13 protein-coding genes are annotated in these 13,567 nt (G+C 64.7%); 8 read left to right on the top strand and 5 right to left on the bottom strand.

The window, feature by feature from the left end:
• Positions 1–10 precede the first annotated feature (10 nt).
• Positions 11–1,186 carry an HlyD family secretion protein gene (locus ABIB90_RS03585; protein ID WP_354200216.1) on the bottom strand — a complete coding sequence of 392 codons (1,176 nt, stop codon included), beginning with the start codon at positions 1,184–1,186 and terminating at the stop codon, positions 11–13.
• A complete protein-coding gene (locus ABIB90_RS03580; RefSeq protein ID WP_354200215.1) occupies positions 1,179–1,661 on the bottom strand; it encodes a MarR family winged helix-turn-helix transcriptional regulator in 483 nt (160 codons plus the stop codon). The genes ABIB90_RS03585 and ABIB90_RS03580 overlap by 8 nt, the downstream gene beginning before the upstream one ends.
• A 157-nt stretch (positions 1,662–1,818) precedes the next feature.
• On the opposite strand from ABIB90_RS03580, the gene ABIB90_RS03575 reads away from it, so the two are divergent.
• From ABIB90_RS03575 to ABIB90_RS03550, 6 genes are all read left to right on the top strand, one after another.
• Complete coding sequence (locus ABIB90_RS03575; protein ID WP_007615963.1) at positions 1,819–2,313, top strand: Fur family transcriptional regulator; 495 nt, start codon at positions 1,819–1,821, stop codon at positions 2,311–2,313.
• Between the two features lie 36 nt (positions 2,314–2,349).
• Entirely contained in the window at positions 2,350–3,303 is a 954-nt protein-coding gene (locus ABIB90_RS03570) for a DMT family transporter (RefSeq protein ID WP_354200214.1), read from the top strand.
• A gap of 12 nt (positions 3,304–3,315) precedes the next feature.
• A complete protein-coding gene (ispG, locus tag ABIB90_RS03565; protein WP_007598128.1) occupies positions 3,316–4,599 on the top strand; it encodes a flavodoxin-dependent (E)-4-hydroxy-3-methylbut-2-enyl-diphosphate synthase in 1,284 nt (427 codons plus the stop codon).
• Positions 4,600–4,746: 147 nt separating this feature from the next.
• Positions 4,747–5,643 (top strand): TauD/TfdA dioxygenase family protein, encoded by an 897-nt coding sequence (locus ABIB90_RS03560; RefSeq protein WP_354200213.1) that lies wholly within the window; start codon positions 4,747–4,749, stop codon positions 5,641–5,643.
• 86 nt (positions 5,644–5,729) lie between these two features.
• Positions 5,730–7,067: a Rieske 2Fe-2S domain-containing protein gene (locus ABIB90_RS03555; protein WP_354200212.1), complete on the top strand. Its 1,338-nt coding sequence runs from the start codon at positions 5,730–5,732 to the stop codon at positions 7,065–7,067.
• 3 nt (positions 7,068–7,070) lie between these two features.
• A complete protein-coding gene (locus tag ABIB90_RS03550) occupies positions 7,071–7,889 on the top strand; it encodes an N-acetylmuramoyl-L-alanine amidase (RefSeq protein ID WP_354200211.1) in 819 nt (272 codons plus the stop codon).
• A gap of 26 nt (positions 7,890–7,915) precedes the next feature.
• Here ABIB90_RS03550 and ABIB90_RS03545 read toward each other — a convergent pair whose 3' ends face one another.
• The 3 genes from ABIB90_RS03545 to ABIB90_RS03535 all read right to left on the bottom strand — a co-directional run bounded on the left by ABIB90_RS03545 (position 7,916) and on the right by ABIB90_RS03535 (position 11,007).
• A complete protein-coding gene (locus ABIB90_RS03545) occupies positions 7,916–9,523 on the bottom strand; it encodes a Na+/H+ antiporter (protein WP_354200210.1) in 1,608 nt (535 codons plus the stop codon).
• 48 nt (positions 9,524–9,571) lie between these two features.
• Positions 9,572–10,441, bottom strand: a complete 870-nt coding sequence (gene bla / locus ABIB90_RS03540) for a class A beta-lactamase (RefSeq protein ID WP_354200209.1) — start codon at positions 10,439–10,441, stop codon at positions 9,572–9,574.
• 191 nt (positions 10,442–10,632) lie between these two features.
• Positions 10,633–11,007, bottom strand: a complete 375-nt coding sequence (locus tag ABIB90_RS03535) for a nuclear transport factor 2 family protein (RefSeq protein WP_007598116.1) — start codon at positions 11,005–11,007, stop codon at positions 10,633–10,635.
• A gap of 94 nt (positions 11,008–11,101) precedes the next feature.
• Between ABIB90_RS03535 and ABIB90_RS03530 the strand changes: the two genes are divergently transcribed.
• Both ABIB90_RS03530 and ABIB90_RS03525 read left to right on the top strand, forming a co-directional pair.
• A complete protein-coding gene (locus ABIB90_RS03530; protein ID WP_007598114.1) occupies positions 11,102–11,530 on the top strand; it encodes a GFA family protein in 429 nt (142 codons plus the stop codon).
• Between the two features lie 180 nt (positions 11,531–11,710).
• Complete coding sequence (locus ABIB90_RS03525; protein WP_354200208.1) at positions 11,711–13,543, top strand: caspase family protein; 1,833 nt, start codon at positions 11,711–11,713, stop codon at positions 13,541–13,543.
• Positions 13,544–13,567: the final 24 nt, after the last annotated feature.

Genomic DNA, 13,567 nt, shown 5'->3' with positions numbered 1-13,567 from the left:
AGTCCTTGTCTCAGTCTTTGTCCGAATCTTTGTCTTGGCTCGCGGTCGCCGACAGGCCGAGCAGGCCGGCGAGCGAGCGCCGGTGGCCGGTGTCGATGGTGGCGTAGACGCTCATGCCGGCCTTCAGCTTGCGCACGTATTTGTCGGTCTCGTCGAAATAGATGCGGATCGGCACGCGCTGCACCACCTTGACGAAATTGCCGCTGGCGTTCTGCGGCGGCAGGATCGCGAATTGCGCGCCGGTGCCGGGCGAGAGCGAGCCGATCTTGCCCTTGAAGAGATGGTTCGGGAACGCGTCGACCTCGAGCGTGACCGGCTGTCCTTCGGTGACATAGGTGAGGTCGCTCTCCTTCGGATTGGCGTCGACCCAGGGATGGGCGACGTCGATGATGGAGAACACCGGCGTGCCGGCGGCGACGTAGCGGCCGAGCTGAATCTGTTCGACCTGGGTTGCCACGCCATCCATCGGCGCGCGCAGCACGGTGTGGTCGAGGTTGCGCTGGGCATCGTCCAGCTTGGCTTTGGCTTGCGCGTAGGCGGGGAATTGCTCCAGCGGCAACTCGGGATTGCCGAGCAATTGGGTCTTGGCATTGGAGAGTTGCTGCTTGATGTATTGCGCCTGCGCGCCGGCGGTGACCAGTGCATTCGACGCGTTGTCGAGATCGAGCTGCGAGCCGTAATTGTTCTTCACCAGCGCCTGCTTGCGCTCGACGTCGCGCTGCTTCAGGTCGACGCCCTGCTGGGCGAGGTTGAGCATGTCGCCGTAGATCTTGATGTTGGCAACGAGATTGTCATAGGTGATGCGGGCCTGGGCGAGTTGCGCTTTGGCTTCTTCCAGCGCATGACGGAACGGAGCGGGGTCGATCTCGAACAGCTCGTCGCCGTGCTTGACGATCTGGCCCTCCTTGACGACAACCTTCTGGATTTTGCCGGAGATATCGGGCGTCACCAGCACCTTCTGCGCGCCGACATAGGCGTCGTCGGTGCCGACGTAACGGCCGCCGTTGAGATAGAAAGTGAAGCCGGCAACTGCGACGACGATCGGCAGCACGACCAGAAGCAGGACGCGGCGATAACGGCGCAGGCCCGCCACCAGGCGGCGGCGCGGATTGGTGCCGGCTTTCTTGGTGGGCTTGCCGCCGTCGATTTTCTGCTCGGGCTGGAATTTGAGAACCTGATCAGCCATAGCGCTGCTCCTTACGCGCTTGTTCCGCTCCGCTGGTCTGGATCGCGGACCGCACGTTTTCCTTGATTGTTTCGAGTTGGGTGAGGAGGCGGTGGGCGTCCGCCGGAGTGATGCCGTCGAGCGCGTTGGCCGTGAGCTCGGATTTCAGCCCGCTCATCCGCCCGAGCAATTGCCGCCCGGCCTTCTTCAGGTACAGCCGCTTGACGCGGCGGTCCGAAGGATCGTTGCGTCGCTCGATCCAGTCGCTGTCACAGAGCTTGTCGATCAGGCGTGTCAGCGTGATCGGCTGCACCTCGAGAAGCTCGGCGAGTTCCGACTGCTTCATGCCTTCGCTACGCTCGACCTTGGCCAGCACCGCCCATTGCGCGCGGGTGATGCCGAAGCGCGAAGCTTCCTTGTCGGCATAGACCCGGAGCAGGCGATAGAGCTCGGCGAGCGTAAACAGGAAGTTCTGGTCCACGGGCCCTAGGCTCATGAGCTTGGTCTCCAATAAGCTTGGAATATAATAAGCAAGCTTATGATTATTTCATGGCGGGTTTGCGGGACACTGTCCCGCAGGGCGAGCATGGCTGATGGCCGCATCGCCGGTCCTGCTTTGGGTTCCCCTTTCGAAATGCTAGAACGCCGGTCGCATGACCCTCGCAAAACCGGCATTTCCCGCGCCCGACCACGATCACGGCCGCTGCACCGCGGATGCGCTGGCGCATGCCGAGGCCGTCTGCGGAGAGCGCGCGCAGAAATTCACGCCGATACGCCGCCATGTGTTGGGAGCGCTGCTCTCGAGCCACCGGCCACTCGGCGCCTATGAGGTGATCGACGAGCTGGCGAAGTCGATGCCGCGGCCGGCGCCGATCACGGTGTATCGTGCTCTCGATTTCCTGATGGCCAACGGGCTCGTGCACCGCATCGAAAGTCGCAACGCCTATCTCGCCTGCGCCGCTCACGACCACGACGCGACCTCGGCGGTGACGTTCCTGATCTGCGAGCGCTGTGGCCTGGTCGGTGAGATTCCGTCGGCTTCATTCGCCAGGGATCTCAACGCCGCCGCGCGCAGCTCAGGCTTCGCTCCCAAATTGTCCGTGGTGGAAATCACGGGCGTCTGTGCGCATTGTCAGAAAGCTGCATAGAGCAACAACGGCGCAAAGCCGGTTTTTCAGGAAGAAATGTCCCCACCTCAAGCCATACCGTCCGCTGGTCGTCCCCTCAGTGCCGGCGCCATCGCCCTGATGCTCATGCTGTGCCTGACCTGGGGATTCAACCAGATCGCGGTGAAACTGGTGCTGCCGGACATCCCGCCGATGCTTCAGGCCACGCTCCGTTCGATGGGCGCGCTGCCGGTGCTGTTCATCATCGGCAGCTTGCGCGGCGTTAAATTCTTCGAACGCGACGGCACCTGGAAGCCCGGCGTGATCGCGGGACTGATGTTCGGCATCGAGTTCGTGCTGATCTTCCAGGGCCTGCGCTTCACACCGGCATCGCGGGCAGTCGTGTTCCTCTACACCGCGCCGTTCTTTGTCGCGCTCGGCTCCTACCAGGTGCTCGGCGAGCGGCTTGGCGGGATGCAATGGCTGGGGCTCGCCATAAGCTTTGCCGGCGTCGCGCTCGCGATCGGGGTGCCGCAGCCCAACGTCGATTCGCATGTCCTGCTCGGCGACCTCATGATCGTCGGCGGCGCCGCGCTGTGGGCGGCGACCACGCTGGTTGCCAAGGGCACCCGGCTGCGCTTCGCGGCGCCCGAGAAGGCGCTGGGCTACCAGGTCGCGACGTCGATCCCGATCCTGGGGCTGGCCGCCTGGCTGTTCGGGGAGACCATCCCGCACACCCCGTCGCCGCTGTCGCTGGGCCTGATGGCCTTCCAGGCGATCTGGGTCGTGGGAACCACGTTCACGCTTTGGTTCGCGCTGGTGAAGACCTATTCGGCCAGCAAATTGTCGGCTTTTACCTTCATCACCCCTTTGTTTGGCGTGGTGGGTAGTTATTTCATCATGCACGACACGCTGAACCTGACATTCGGGGCTGCCGCCGTCCTTGTCATTGCTGGGCTTTTTCTGGTTAACCGTCCCAGTCAATCCGCTGCGGCGCCGCGCGATGCATTGCTGAACGTCACCAAAACCTGATATTTGGACGCCATGAACAAGCTCGAAAACACCATCGATTCCGACGTTGCGGGCCCTGCGCCCCGGCATAAGACCACCCAGGTCAAGGTCGGCGACGTCGCCGTCGGCGGCGGTGCGCCGATCGTCGTGCAGTCGATGACCAACACCGACACCGCCGATATCGACGGCACCATTGCCCAGGTGGCAGCGCTCGCCCGCGCCGGTTCCGAAATGGTCCGCATCACCGTGGACCGCGAGGAGGCCGCCGCCGCCGTCCCGCACATCCGCGACGGCCTGCTCAAGCGCGGCATCACCACGCCGCTGATCGGCGACTTCCACTATATCGGCCACAAGCTGCTCGCGGCCTATCCGGCCTGCGCCGAGGCGCTCGCCAAATATCGCATCAATCCCGGCAATGTCGGCTTCAAGGACAAGCGCGACACCCAGTTCGCCGACATCATCGAGATCGCCAACAAGAACAACAAGCCGGTACGCATCGGCGCCAATTGGGGCTCGCTCGACCAGGAGCTGCTGACCAAGCTGATGGACGAGAACGCCGCGTCCGCCGATCCGCGCGATGTGCGCGCGGTGACGCGCGAAGCCATGGTGCAGTCCGCGCTGCTCTCGGCCGCGCGCGCCGAAGAGCTCGGCATGCCGAAGAATCGCATCATCCTCTCGGCCAAAGTCTCGGCCGTGCAGGATCTGATCGCGGTCTACCAGGATCTCGCCAGCCGTTCCGACTACGCGATCCACCTCGGCCTGACCGAGGCCGGCATGGGCACCAAGGGCATCGTGGCGTCCTCGGCCGCGCTCGGCATCCTGTTGCAGCAGGGCATCGGCGACACCATCCGTATCTCGCTGACGCCGGAGCCCGGCGGCGACCGCACCCGTGAGGTGCAGGTCGGTCAGGAGCTCTTGCAGACCATGGGCTTCCGCACCTTCGTGCCGCTGGTTGCGGCATGCCCCGGCTGCGGCCGCACCACTTCAACTACGTTCCAGGAACTGGCCAGCTCGATCCAGGGTTTCATCCGCGACGAGATGCCGACCTGGAAGACGAAATATCCCGGCGTGGAAGAGCTCAACGTCGCGGTGATGGGCTGCATCGTCAACGGCCCTGGCGAATCCAAGCACGCCAATATCGGCATCTCGCTGCCGGGCACGGGCGAGGCGCCGGCTGCCCCGGTGTTCGTCGACGGCAAGAAATTCCGCACCCTGCGCGGCCCGACCATCTCCGCCGACTTCAAGGCGCTCGTGATCGACTATATCGAGCAGCGCTACGGCCAGGGCGCCAAGGTGCCGGTGACCGCGGCGGAGTAGTATTGCTCCAGATCAGGAATCGTAGGGCGGGTTAGCGAAAGCGTAACCCGCCTTATTTTTGCGGGCGCGAAGTGGCGGGTTACGCTTCGCTAACCCGCCCTACATTGCTACGATGCTCCCAAGCAAGAATGCATCGGGAGACACGCCATGAGCTCACTCGCCGGCAAGCAGGGTCCGCGCTATCGCCACGCTACGGACGACGGCGCGCCTTACGAGACGCTTCGGGTCGAAAAGCTCACGCCCATCATCGGCGCGGAAATCTCCGGCGTCGACATCGGCAAGCTCGTTTCCGACGATGCGCGCTCCAACCGGCAGATCGACGAGGTCCATCGCGCGCTCGCTGAAAACCTCGTGATCTTCTTCCGCGACCAGCACATCACGCCGCAACAGCATCTCGCCTTCGGCCGCAAGTTCGGCGAGCTGCATTTCCATCCCGCCGCGCCGCACGAAGATGAAGACCCCGCGCTGATGAAGATCTATGCGGATGCGAACTCGCCGCGTGCCAACGGCGAGGGCTGGCATTCCGACGTGTCCTGCGATCTCGAGCCGCCGATGGGCTCGATCCTCTACATCAAGCAGTGCCCGCCGCGCGGCGGCGACACGCTGTTCGCCAACATGTACGCCGCCTACGAGGCGCTGTCGGATCGCATGAAGGCCTATCTCGACGGGCTGACCGCGCTGCACGACGGCGAGCCGATCTATCGCGGGCTCTACGCCAATTACGGCGTCGCCGACCGACCGTCCTATCCGAGTGCCGAGCATCCCGTGGTGCGCACGCATCCGGTCACGGGCAAGAAGGCGCTCTACGTCAACCGCGGCTTCACCCGGCACATCAACGGCATCCCGCGCGACGAGAGCGACGCGATGCTGGCCTATCTCTATCAACACGCCGAGAACCCACTGTTTCAGTGCCGTTTCCGCTGGACCGAGAACGCGATCGCGTTCTGGGACAACCGCTGCACCCAGCACCGCGCGATGTGGGATTACTGGCCGCATACGCGCTCCGGCACGCGCGTGACGGTGAAGGGGGAGCGGCCGGTTTAACCCGCCTGCGCATCGCGTTCCGCGTTGACGTCTTCCCGCGTCCGCGCCAATCTTGCCGAAAACAAAGACCGTCGGGAGGATTTTCCATGCTCCGCGCCGAGGACAACAAATTCCTGACCGAGTCGGGCCCCGGAACCGGCATGGGCGAATTGTTGCGCCGGTTCTGGATTCCTGTCCTGCTGTCCGAAGAACTCCCCGAACCCGACGGCGAGCCGAAGAAGATCATCGTTCTCGGCGAGGAGCTGCTCGCCTTCCGCGACTCGCGCGGCGTCGTCGGATTAATCGATCAGTACTGCCCGCATCGCGGCGCCAATCTCTGGCTCGGGCGCAACGAGGAATGCGGCATCCGCTGCGTCTATCACGGCTGGAAGTTCGACACCGACGGGAGGTGCGTCGACATGCCGACCTCCTATCCCGATCTCAACGCCAAGGATCTCATCCGCATCAAATCCTATCCGGCGCGCGAATGGGGCGAGATGATCTGGGCCTATATGGGTCCCGCGGATGCGATGCCCGAGCTGCCCGATCTCGAAATGGCGCTGCTGCCGGCCTCGCACCGCTACGTCAGCAAGAAATGGCAGGACTGCAACTGGGTGCAGGCGCTGGAAGGCTCGATCGACACCGCACATTTCACCTTCGCCCATCTCTCCTTCGACAAGGAGGAGAACGAGATTCTGGATATCAAGAAGCATTTCGTGAATCCGATCGCGCGGATGTCGAGCGATCACATGCGCTGGATCGCGGAGGATCCGCGCCCTGTGATCAAGATCGCTCCGCACGCGGCGGGCCTCACCATCGCCGGCGGGCGGCTCACGGGCCGCGATGACATCTACTGGCGCATCGCGCAGTTCCTGATGCCGTTCCACGCCTATGCCCCGAGCGCGATGCCCGGCGAGAACATCTTTGGCCAGACCTTCGTGCCCGTTACCGACACCAATTGCTGGATCTACACCTATGCCTGGAATCCGGAGCGGCCGCTGACGCAAGCCGAGCGCGACGCCTTCGACCGCGGCAACGGCGTGATCGCGGAGGTTGGCGACAACTACGTGCCGCTGCGCCACAAGGGCAACGACTATCTGATCGATCGCAAGCTCCAGAAGACCAGGAGCTACACCGGCATCAAGGGCGTCTCCGAACAGGATGCGGCCGTGCAGGACAGCCAGCGCCCGATCGCCGACCGCACCCGCGAGCATCTCGGTCCGACCGATCTCGGTATCATGCATTTCCGGAAAGTCGTGATGGAGCTGGCGCGGGCGCTTCAGCAGGGCGAGCCGCCGCCGCAGGCCGCGCATCAGGATCGTTACGCTGTGCGCTCGGGCGCCTGCGTCACCAGCAAGACCAAGGACCTTTCCGCGGTGATGCTGGAGCGTTTCGGCGACGTCACAGGCTTTGTCGGCCGGCCGCGAACAGCAGCAGCGGAGTAGCGCTTGGGGCAGCCGCGCATCCTTGCAAGTCTCGTCTCGACGCTCGTCGCGTCGATCTTGCTATGGTCGCTGGCGCCTGCAGACAGCGGTCATGCTGCTATCGCGCGGACAATCGCGAAACCCAAGCCGCCGCACGCGCCGGTCAAGTGTGAGATGTCGAAATTCCGGATCGTCGTGGATGTCGGGCACACCCCGGACTCCTACGGCGCGTTGAGCGCACGCAACGACACCGAGTTCGGCTTCAACTTCCGGCTTGCAAGTCTGATCACGGCGAAGCTCAAGGCCGAAGGCTTTGCCGCGACCCGGCTGCTCGTCACGGACGGCAAGGCCCGGCCGAGCCTGCTCAAACGCGTCAGCACCGCGAATGGTGCCCGGGCCGATCTCTTCCTGTCGATCCATCACGATTCGGTGCCGGACAAGCTGATCGAGACCTGGGAGTTCGACGGCGCGAACAGCTATTTCAGTGACCGCTTTTCGGGCCACTCTCTGTTTGTGTCGGAGCGGAATCCGCACTTCGCCGCAAGCTTGATGCTGGCCCGGATGATCGGCAGGCAGTTGAAAGAGCAGGACCTGCATTATGCCAGCCAATACAGCCTGCCGGTGATGGGCCGCTACCGGCGCCAATTGCTCGACAAGGATGTCGGCGTCTACCGCTATGACGGGCTCGTCGTGCTCTCGCAAACCCGTAGCGCCGCAGTGCTGCTCGAAGCGGGCTCCATCATCAACCGCGACGAGGAAATGGCGATGAACTCGCCGGAGCGTCAGGAGATCATTGCGGGCGCCGTGGCGGTGGCGATGAGGGAATTTTGCGAGAGGCGGTAGTTTGCGCCGCCAGCAATGACGGGAATCTATAGCGGCCCTCCCCGGTATTCCCGGTTCGCCAAACTCGCCTCCTCCAGATCCAGATCGCGCTCGATCCGCCGGCGCGTCTCGTCGGTGATCTGGCCGTCGCGCAGCAGGTTGTGGATGAATTTGCGCTCGGCGGCGATCAGATCGCGAGTCAAGGCGGTGCCGGCGGCGGAGACGTCGTGGCGGGTGGGATCGAGCGAATCGGGAAGCTGGTTGACCCGGATCTCGTGGCGGGCGCGCAGGAGCCGCATCACCTCGTCCGAGACGTCCTTCTCCTCGGTTAGCGCATCGAGCGACGTCAGGGCGGCATCGAGGGCCTGGCGCCGTGCCGCGATCTCGGACTCGTGCTCGGCGGCATGCTCGCTGCGGCCGGCGTCCGCGACACCGAGCCAACGCACCACCGGGGGCAGTGTGAGGCCGACGCCGATCAGCGTGATGAAGATGACACCGAAGGCAACGAACAGGATCAGGTCGCGAAACGGAAAGGCCTCGCCGCCCGGCAGCGTGAACGGCAGCGCCAGTGCCGCCGCCAGCGACACCGCGCCGCGCACGCCGGTGAACGCAAGCACGAACGGCCATTGCCATGGCGGTGACGGATCGCGCGCACGCAGCGACTTGCTGAGCATTCGTGGCAGATAGGTCGCGGGATAGAGCCAGGCGAAGCGTGCGATCACGACGACCGCCAGCACCACGGCGGTCGCAATCATGATGTCGTCGAGCGGGAACGCTTTCGACTTCTCGTAGAGCGCGCGCATCTGGAATCCGGTGAGCAGGAACAGCAAGCCCTCAATCAGATAGATCACGAGGTCCCAGAAGAAGATTCCTTGCAGGCGCGTCGATGCCGAGATCAGCAGCGGGCCGTTCCAGCTCACATAGAGGCCACAGGCAACGGTGGCGATCACGCCGGAGCCTCCGAGATGTTCGGGCAGCCAATAGGACACGTAGGGCGTGATCAGCGACAGCGTCAGCTCGACCTGCGGATCCCCCGACCATTTGCGGAAACGCAGGGAGAGCCAGCCGACACCGATGCCGAAGGCGATCTCCCCGGCGACGATGAGCAGGAACTCGCCGCCTGCCAGAGGCAGCGAGAAATGCCCGACCATGATTGCGGCGAGCGCGAACCGATAGAGGATCAGCGCGGTGGCGTCATTCGCGAGCCCTTCGCCTTCGAGGATGACCGTGAGCCTGCGCGGCAAATGCAACCGGCGCGCGATCGCGAGCGGCGCCACCACGTCGGGCGGCGCGACGATGGCGCCGAGCAGGAAGCCGATCGTCCAGGGCAGGCCGATCAAATAGTGGGTGGCGGTTGCGACCAGTGCTGTGGTGAAGATCACCGCGCCGACCGCGAGCATCACAATGGGGCGAAGATTCTTTTTGAACTCGCGCCAGCTCATCGCGACGCTCGCCGAATAGATCAGCGGCGGCAGCACCATCAGCAGCACCAGTTCCGGCGGCAGTTCGACCGGTGGCATGCCCGGCACGAAGGCGAGGCCGACGCCGGAGAGCATCAGCAGAATGGCAGGCGCGATGTTGAAGCGGCGGGCGACAAGCGCGGTGCCCGCCAGCACGGCGAGTAGGATGAGAAAGGTCTGAAATTTCGCTTCCATGATGATCTGTCTTCACCCGGAAGCGGCCGCAAGGTCAATGCGTGCGGCTTACGCCAGCCGCTCGGCCACGATGTGCCCGATGCGTGCGAACACGGCTTCGATCTGTGCCGCGCTCGGCGTGCCGCCCTGGGTATAGGCCGCGATCAGGATCGGGGCATCGGGTTTCGTATCGGGCTTGGGCCAGGCCACCGCGATATCGCCGGAGGCGTCCTTGCCGTTGTTGCCGGTCTTGTCGCCGATCTTCCAGCTTGCGGGGAGCCCGCCACGCAGCCGGTTCGCGCCGGTCTTGCAACCCACCAGCCAGTCCGTGAGCTGCGCACGCGAGGTCGCCGACAGCGCCTCGCCCGTCACAAGCCGGCGCAGATTGCCTGCCATCGCCGCCGGCGTCGTGGTGTCGCGGGGATCGCCGGGCGGTGAGCGGTTGAGCTCGGGCTCGTTGTGGTCGAGCCGTGAGGTGGTGTCGCCGAGCGACCGCCAGAACGCGGTGAGTGCGGCGGGACCGCCGATCCGCGCCAGCAGCAAATTGGCGCAGGTGTTGTCGCTGAGCTCGACGATCGCCTTGCACATCTCGGTGACCGACATTGCGCCGGCGGCAATGTTTTGCTTGGCGACCGGTGCGTACTCCAGCAGGTCGGCCGTGCCGTACGGGATCATGGCCGCAAGCTGATCCTCGCCACGATCGACCCGCGCCAGTACGCAGGCCGCGAGCGAAGCCTTGAATGTCGAGCACATGACGAACCGTTCGTCGGCGCGCCATGCGAGCTTCGCGCCGGTCGCGAGGTTCTCGGCATAGACCCCGATCCGGCCGCCGCTCTCGCGCTCATAGGCTTCGAGTTCAGGTAGCGCGTCCGCGGCGAGCGCGGGAGAGGCGGCAATCCAGCACAGCGAGGCAAGCAGCGAACGGCGGTCGAGAAGCATGGGGAACCTTTTGAGCGAGGCGGGCGGGGTGGAGATGCGGCATGCACTCCATCCGCATCATCATTGCGAGCGCAGCGAAGCAATCCAGTCTGCCTCCGCGGAAAGACTCTGGATTGCTTCGCTGCGCTCGCAACGACGGAGGATGTGGGACGAGTGCGCCCGATTTCGGGCAGCGGAAGATTAGGCCCCCCTCACTCCCGCAGATCATACCGATAAGACTTCGATACGATCTGCCAGCCGTCGGCGAGCTTCATCGCCACCAGATAGTCCGTGAAAAAACGCGGCGGCAGTTGGCATCGGACCTTGATGAAGGCGGTCTTGTCGTCGGAACGGTCGATCGTGACGATGAAATCCTCGCGCGGCTTGCCTTCGGCCTTGCCGGAGGGACGCTTGCGCACGCGGTCGAGCCAGTCCGGCACGGTCAGCACCTGCAGCTCACCCTTCTCGACCCAGCGCAAATCGGCGGAGGGATGGAAGATGGCGCCGAGCTTTTCGGCATCGCCCTCGTAAAGTCCGTCGAAATAGGATTGCACGACGGCTTCGACACTCGAACGGTTCTGGCTCATGGGTCATCCCTTTGAATGATGGCTCGGGGCGAACTTAGTCGTACACGTCAAAATGCGCTATGGGAGTGCGTACCATTTGCGCGAGGACACTGTGATGACCGGATCAGAGAATTCGAACGCTCGTATCCTGGTCGGTGAATGCTATTGCCGCGCCGTGCGCTACGAGGTGGCGGACGCGTTCTCTTATGCGATGAACTGCCACTGCTCGGATTGCCGCCGCACCACCGGCGCCGCCTTCAAGCCGTTCGCCGGTATCGAGCAGGGCAAGCTCCGCATCGTCAGCGGCGAGAACCAGCGCACCATCTACGGCGACGACACCACCCATGACGCCCACTGCGCCCGCTGCGGCTCGCTGCTTTATTCCCGGGTGCGCGAGGGAAAATGGGTCCATGTCGCCATGGGAACCCTGGTCGATGCCCCCTCGATCCGACCGAGCGCCCACATTTTCGTGGGCTCGAAGGCGCCTTGGCACGAGATTACGGATAATCTGCCGCAATATCGGGGCCACGTGGGAGATGCCTGAGGGAACCTGCTGTGCACTCGTGTCTCGGCGAACCGCGGCCGGACTGGCGCGACAAACAAAAGCGGCCTTTCGGCCTGCCGCTGGCATCACCTTCGTGACCTCCGTCACAAGCGTCCGCGACGGACCCTGCTAAAGCCGTCCCAAAGGGGCTCGAACGGCCCTGAACTCGGAAGTCGTGTCATGCGCAAATTGCTCAGACTTTGCCCCCTTCTCCTCGCCGTCGCGCTGCTATTCGGCACCGGGCCCGCTTTCGCCGGAAAGCGCGTCGCGCTGGTGATCGCCAACTCCGCCTACCAGCATGCGCCGTCGCTGACGAACCCCGTCAATGACGGTTCGGTGATGGCCCGGACGCTGAAGGAGGCCGGGTTCGACATCGTCGATTCCCGGCACGACCTGACGGCGCAGGAAACCCGACGCGTGCTGCGCGAATTTGCCGACGGGACCCGCGATGCCGATATCGCCGTGGTCTATTATGCCGGCCACGGCATCGAGGTTGAAGGCTCGAACTATCTGATCCCTGTCGACGCCAAGCTGGAGCGTGACACCGACGTCTTTGACGAGGCGCTCTCCCTCGACCGCGTCCTGGTTGCGGTCGAACCGGCCAAGCAGCTTCGCCTGGTGATCCTGGATGCCTGCCGTGACAATCCGTTCGGCAAGACCATGAAGCGCACGGTCGCGTCGCGCGGCATCGGCCGCGGCCTCGCCCAGGTCGAGCCGACCAGCCCCAACACGCTGATCGCCTATTCGGCCAAGGCCGGCTTCACGGCGCAGGATGGCGACGGTGCGAACAGCCCCTTCACCGTGGCGCTGTCCAAGCATCTGACGACGCCGGGCCTCGACGTCCGCCGCGCCTTCGGCTTCGTGCGCGACGACGTGCTCAAGTCGACAGGTAACAAGCAGGAGCCGTTCGTCTATGGCTCGCTCGGCGGCGAGGACGTGCCGCTGGTGCCGGTCAAGGTGACGGCTGCGGCTCCCGCCGCGCCCGCGCCGAACCCGCAAGCCGACATCCGCCGCGATTACGAACTCGCGCTCCAGGTCGGCAACAGGCCGGCATGGGAGGCGTTCCTCGCCCAGCATTCCGACGGCTTCTATGCGAGCCTTGCCAAGCTTCAGCTCGAAAAAATCGGCGCCGAGCAGGCTCATGCGGCGGCCACCGAGAAGGCGAAGCAGGCCGAGGCCGAGCGCGATCGTCTTGCCGCACTTGGCGCGCAGAAGGATACGCAGGCCAAGGCAGTCGCCGATGCGAAGGCCGCCGAGCAGGTACAGCTTGCGGCGCAAAAGGCCAAGGAGCAGGCGCAGCAGCAGGCGGCCGCCGCCGAGCAGCAGCGCGTCAATCTCGCCGCCGCGGCGCCGAGTGCGGCGCCAGCCACCACGGCGAGCCCCACCGGCACAAACGTCGCGTCGCTGACGCCGCCCTCCGCGCCGGCCGATCTCAGCCGCTCGGTGCAGACCGAGCTCGGCCGGGTCGGTTGCTTCTCCGGCGCCGCCGACGGCAACTGGACGACGTCCGCGCAGCGCTCGTTGTCGCAGTTCAACCGTTATGCCGGCACCAAGCTCGACGTGAAGGTGGCGAGCACCGACGCGCTCGACACGCTCAAGTCGAAACAGTCGCGCGTCTGTCCGCTGGTTTGCGAGCACGGCTTCAAGGCCGACGGCGACAAGTGCACCAAGATCGTCTGCCGTGATGGCTATGCGCTCAACGACGACAACGAGTGCGAGAAGCAGCGTGCCGCCAAGCCTGCGACCGCCAAGCCTGCGACCGCAAAGCGTGACGATGGCGACGAGCGTCCCGCGCGGCAGCGTCGTCAAGCCGGCGGTGAGGCTGCCGGAGCGGCCGGCGGCTTTGGTGGCGCTGCGGGCATCGCTGCTGCCGCTGGCGCCAGCCGCCGCTCGAGCGGCGGACAGCTATTCTGCAATAGCGCCGGCTGCCGTCCGGTCAACCGCGGCTGCCATCTCGAATATCGCGGCGGCGGCGGCCCCGGCAACGATGCCAATGCCGAGGTGTGTAATTAACTCCCAATGTCGTCCTGGCGAAAG

The sequence above is a fragment of the Bradyrhizobium sp. JR4.1 genome, assembly GCF_040548605.1.
In the GTDB taxonomy this organism is placed as follows: Bacteria; Pseudomonadota; Alphaproteobacteria; order Rhizobiales; family Xanthobacteraceae; genus Bradyrhizobium; species Bradyrhizobium canariense.
This window is presented reverse-complemented; position numbering and strand designations above follow the sequence as displayed.

Excerpts from the sequence above, each read along its gene's own strand:
- ABIB90_RS03525 (WP_354200208.1), top strand. The coding sequence starts at position 11,711 with ATGCGCAAATTGCTCAGACTTTGCCCCCTTCTCCTCGCCGTCGCGCTG.
- ABIB90_RS03545 (WP_354200210.1), bottom strand. The coding sequence starts at position 9,523 with ATGGAAGCGAAATTTCAGACCTTTCTCATCCTACTCGCCGTGCTGGCG.
- ispG (WP_007598128.1), top strand. The coding sequence starts at position 3,316 with ATGAACAAGCTCGAAAACACCATCGATTCCGACGTTGCGGGCCCTGCG.
- bla (WP_354200209.1), bottom strand. The coding sequence starts at position 10,441 with ATGCTTCTCGACCGCCGTTCGCTGCTTGCCTCGCTGTGCTGGATTGCC.
- ABIB90_RS03530 (WP_007598114.1), top strand. The coding sequence starts at position 11,102 with ATGACCGGATCAGAGAATTCGAACGCTCGTATCCTGGTCGGTGAATGC.
- ABIB90_RS03555 (WP_354200212.1), top strand. The coding sequence starts at position 5,730 with ATGCTCCGCGCCGAGGACAACAAATTCCTGACCGAGTCGGGCCCCGGA.
- ABIB90_RS03535 (WP_007598116.1), bottom strand. The coding sequence starts at position 11,007 with ATGAGCCAGAACCGTTCGAGTGTCGAAGCCGTCGTGCAATCCTATTTC.
- ABIB90_RS03585 (WP_354200216.1), bottom strand. The coding sequence starts at position 1,186 with ATGGCTGATCAGGTTCTCAAATTCCAGCCCGAGCAGAAAATCGACGGC.
- ABIB90_RS03570 (WP_354200214.1), top strand. The coding sequence starts at position 2,350 with ATGTCCCCACCTCAAGCCATACCGTCCGCTGGTCGTCCCCTCAGTGCC.
- ABIB90_RS03575 (WP_007615963.1), top strand. The coding sequence starts at position 1,819 with ATGACCCTCGCAAAACCGGCATTTCCCGCGCCCGACCACGATCACGGC.
- ABIB90_RS03560 (WP_354200213.1), top strand. The coding sequence starts at position 4,747 with ATGAGCTCACTCGCCGGCAAGCAGGGTCCGCGCTATCGCCACGCTACG.
- ABIB90_RS03580 (WP_354200215.1), bottom strand. The coding sequence starts at position 1,661 with ATGAGCCTAGGGCCCGTGGACCAGAACTTCCTGTTTACGCTCGCCGAG.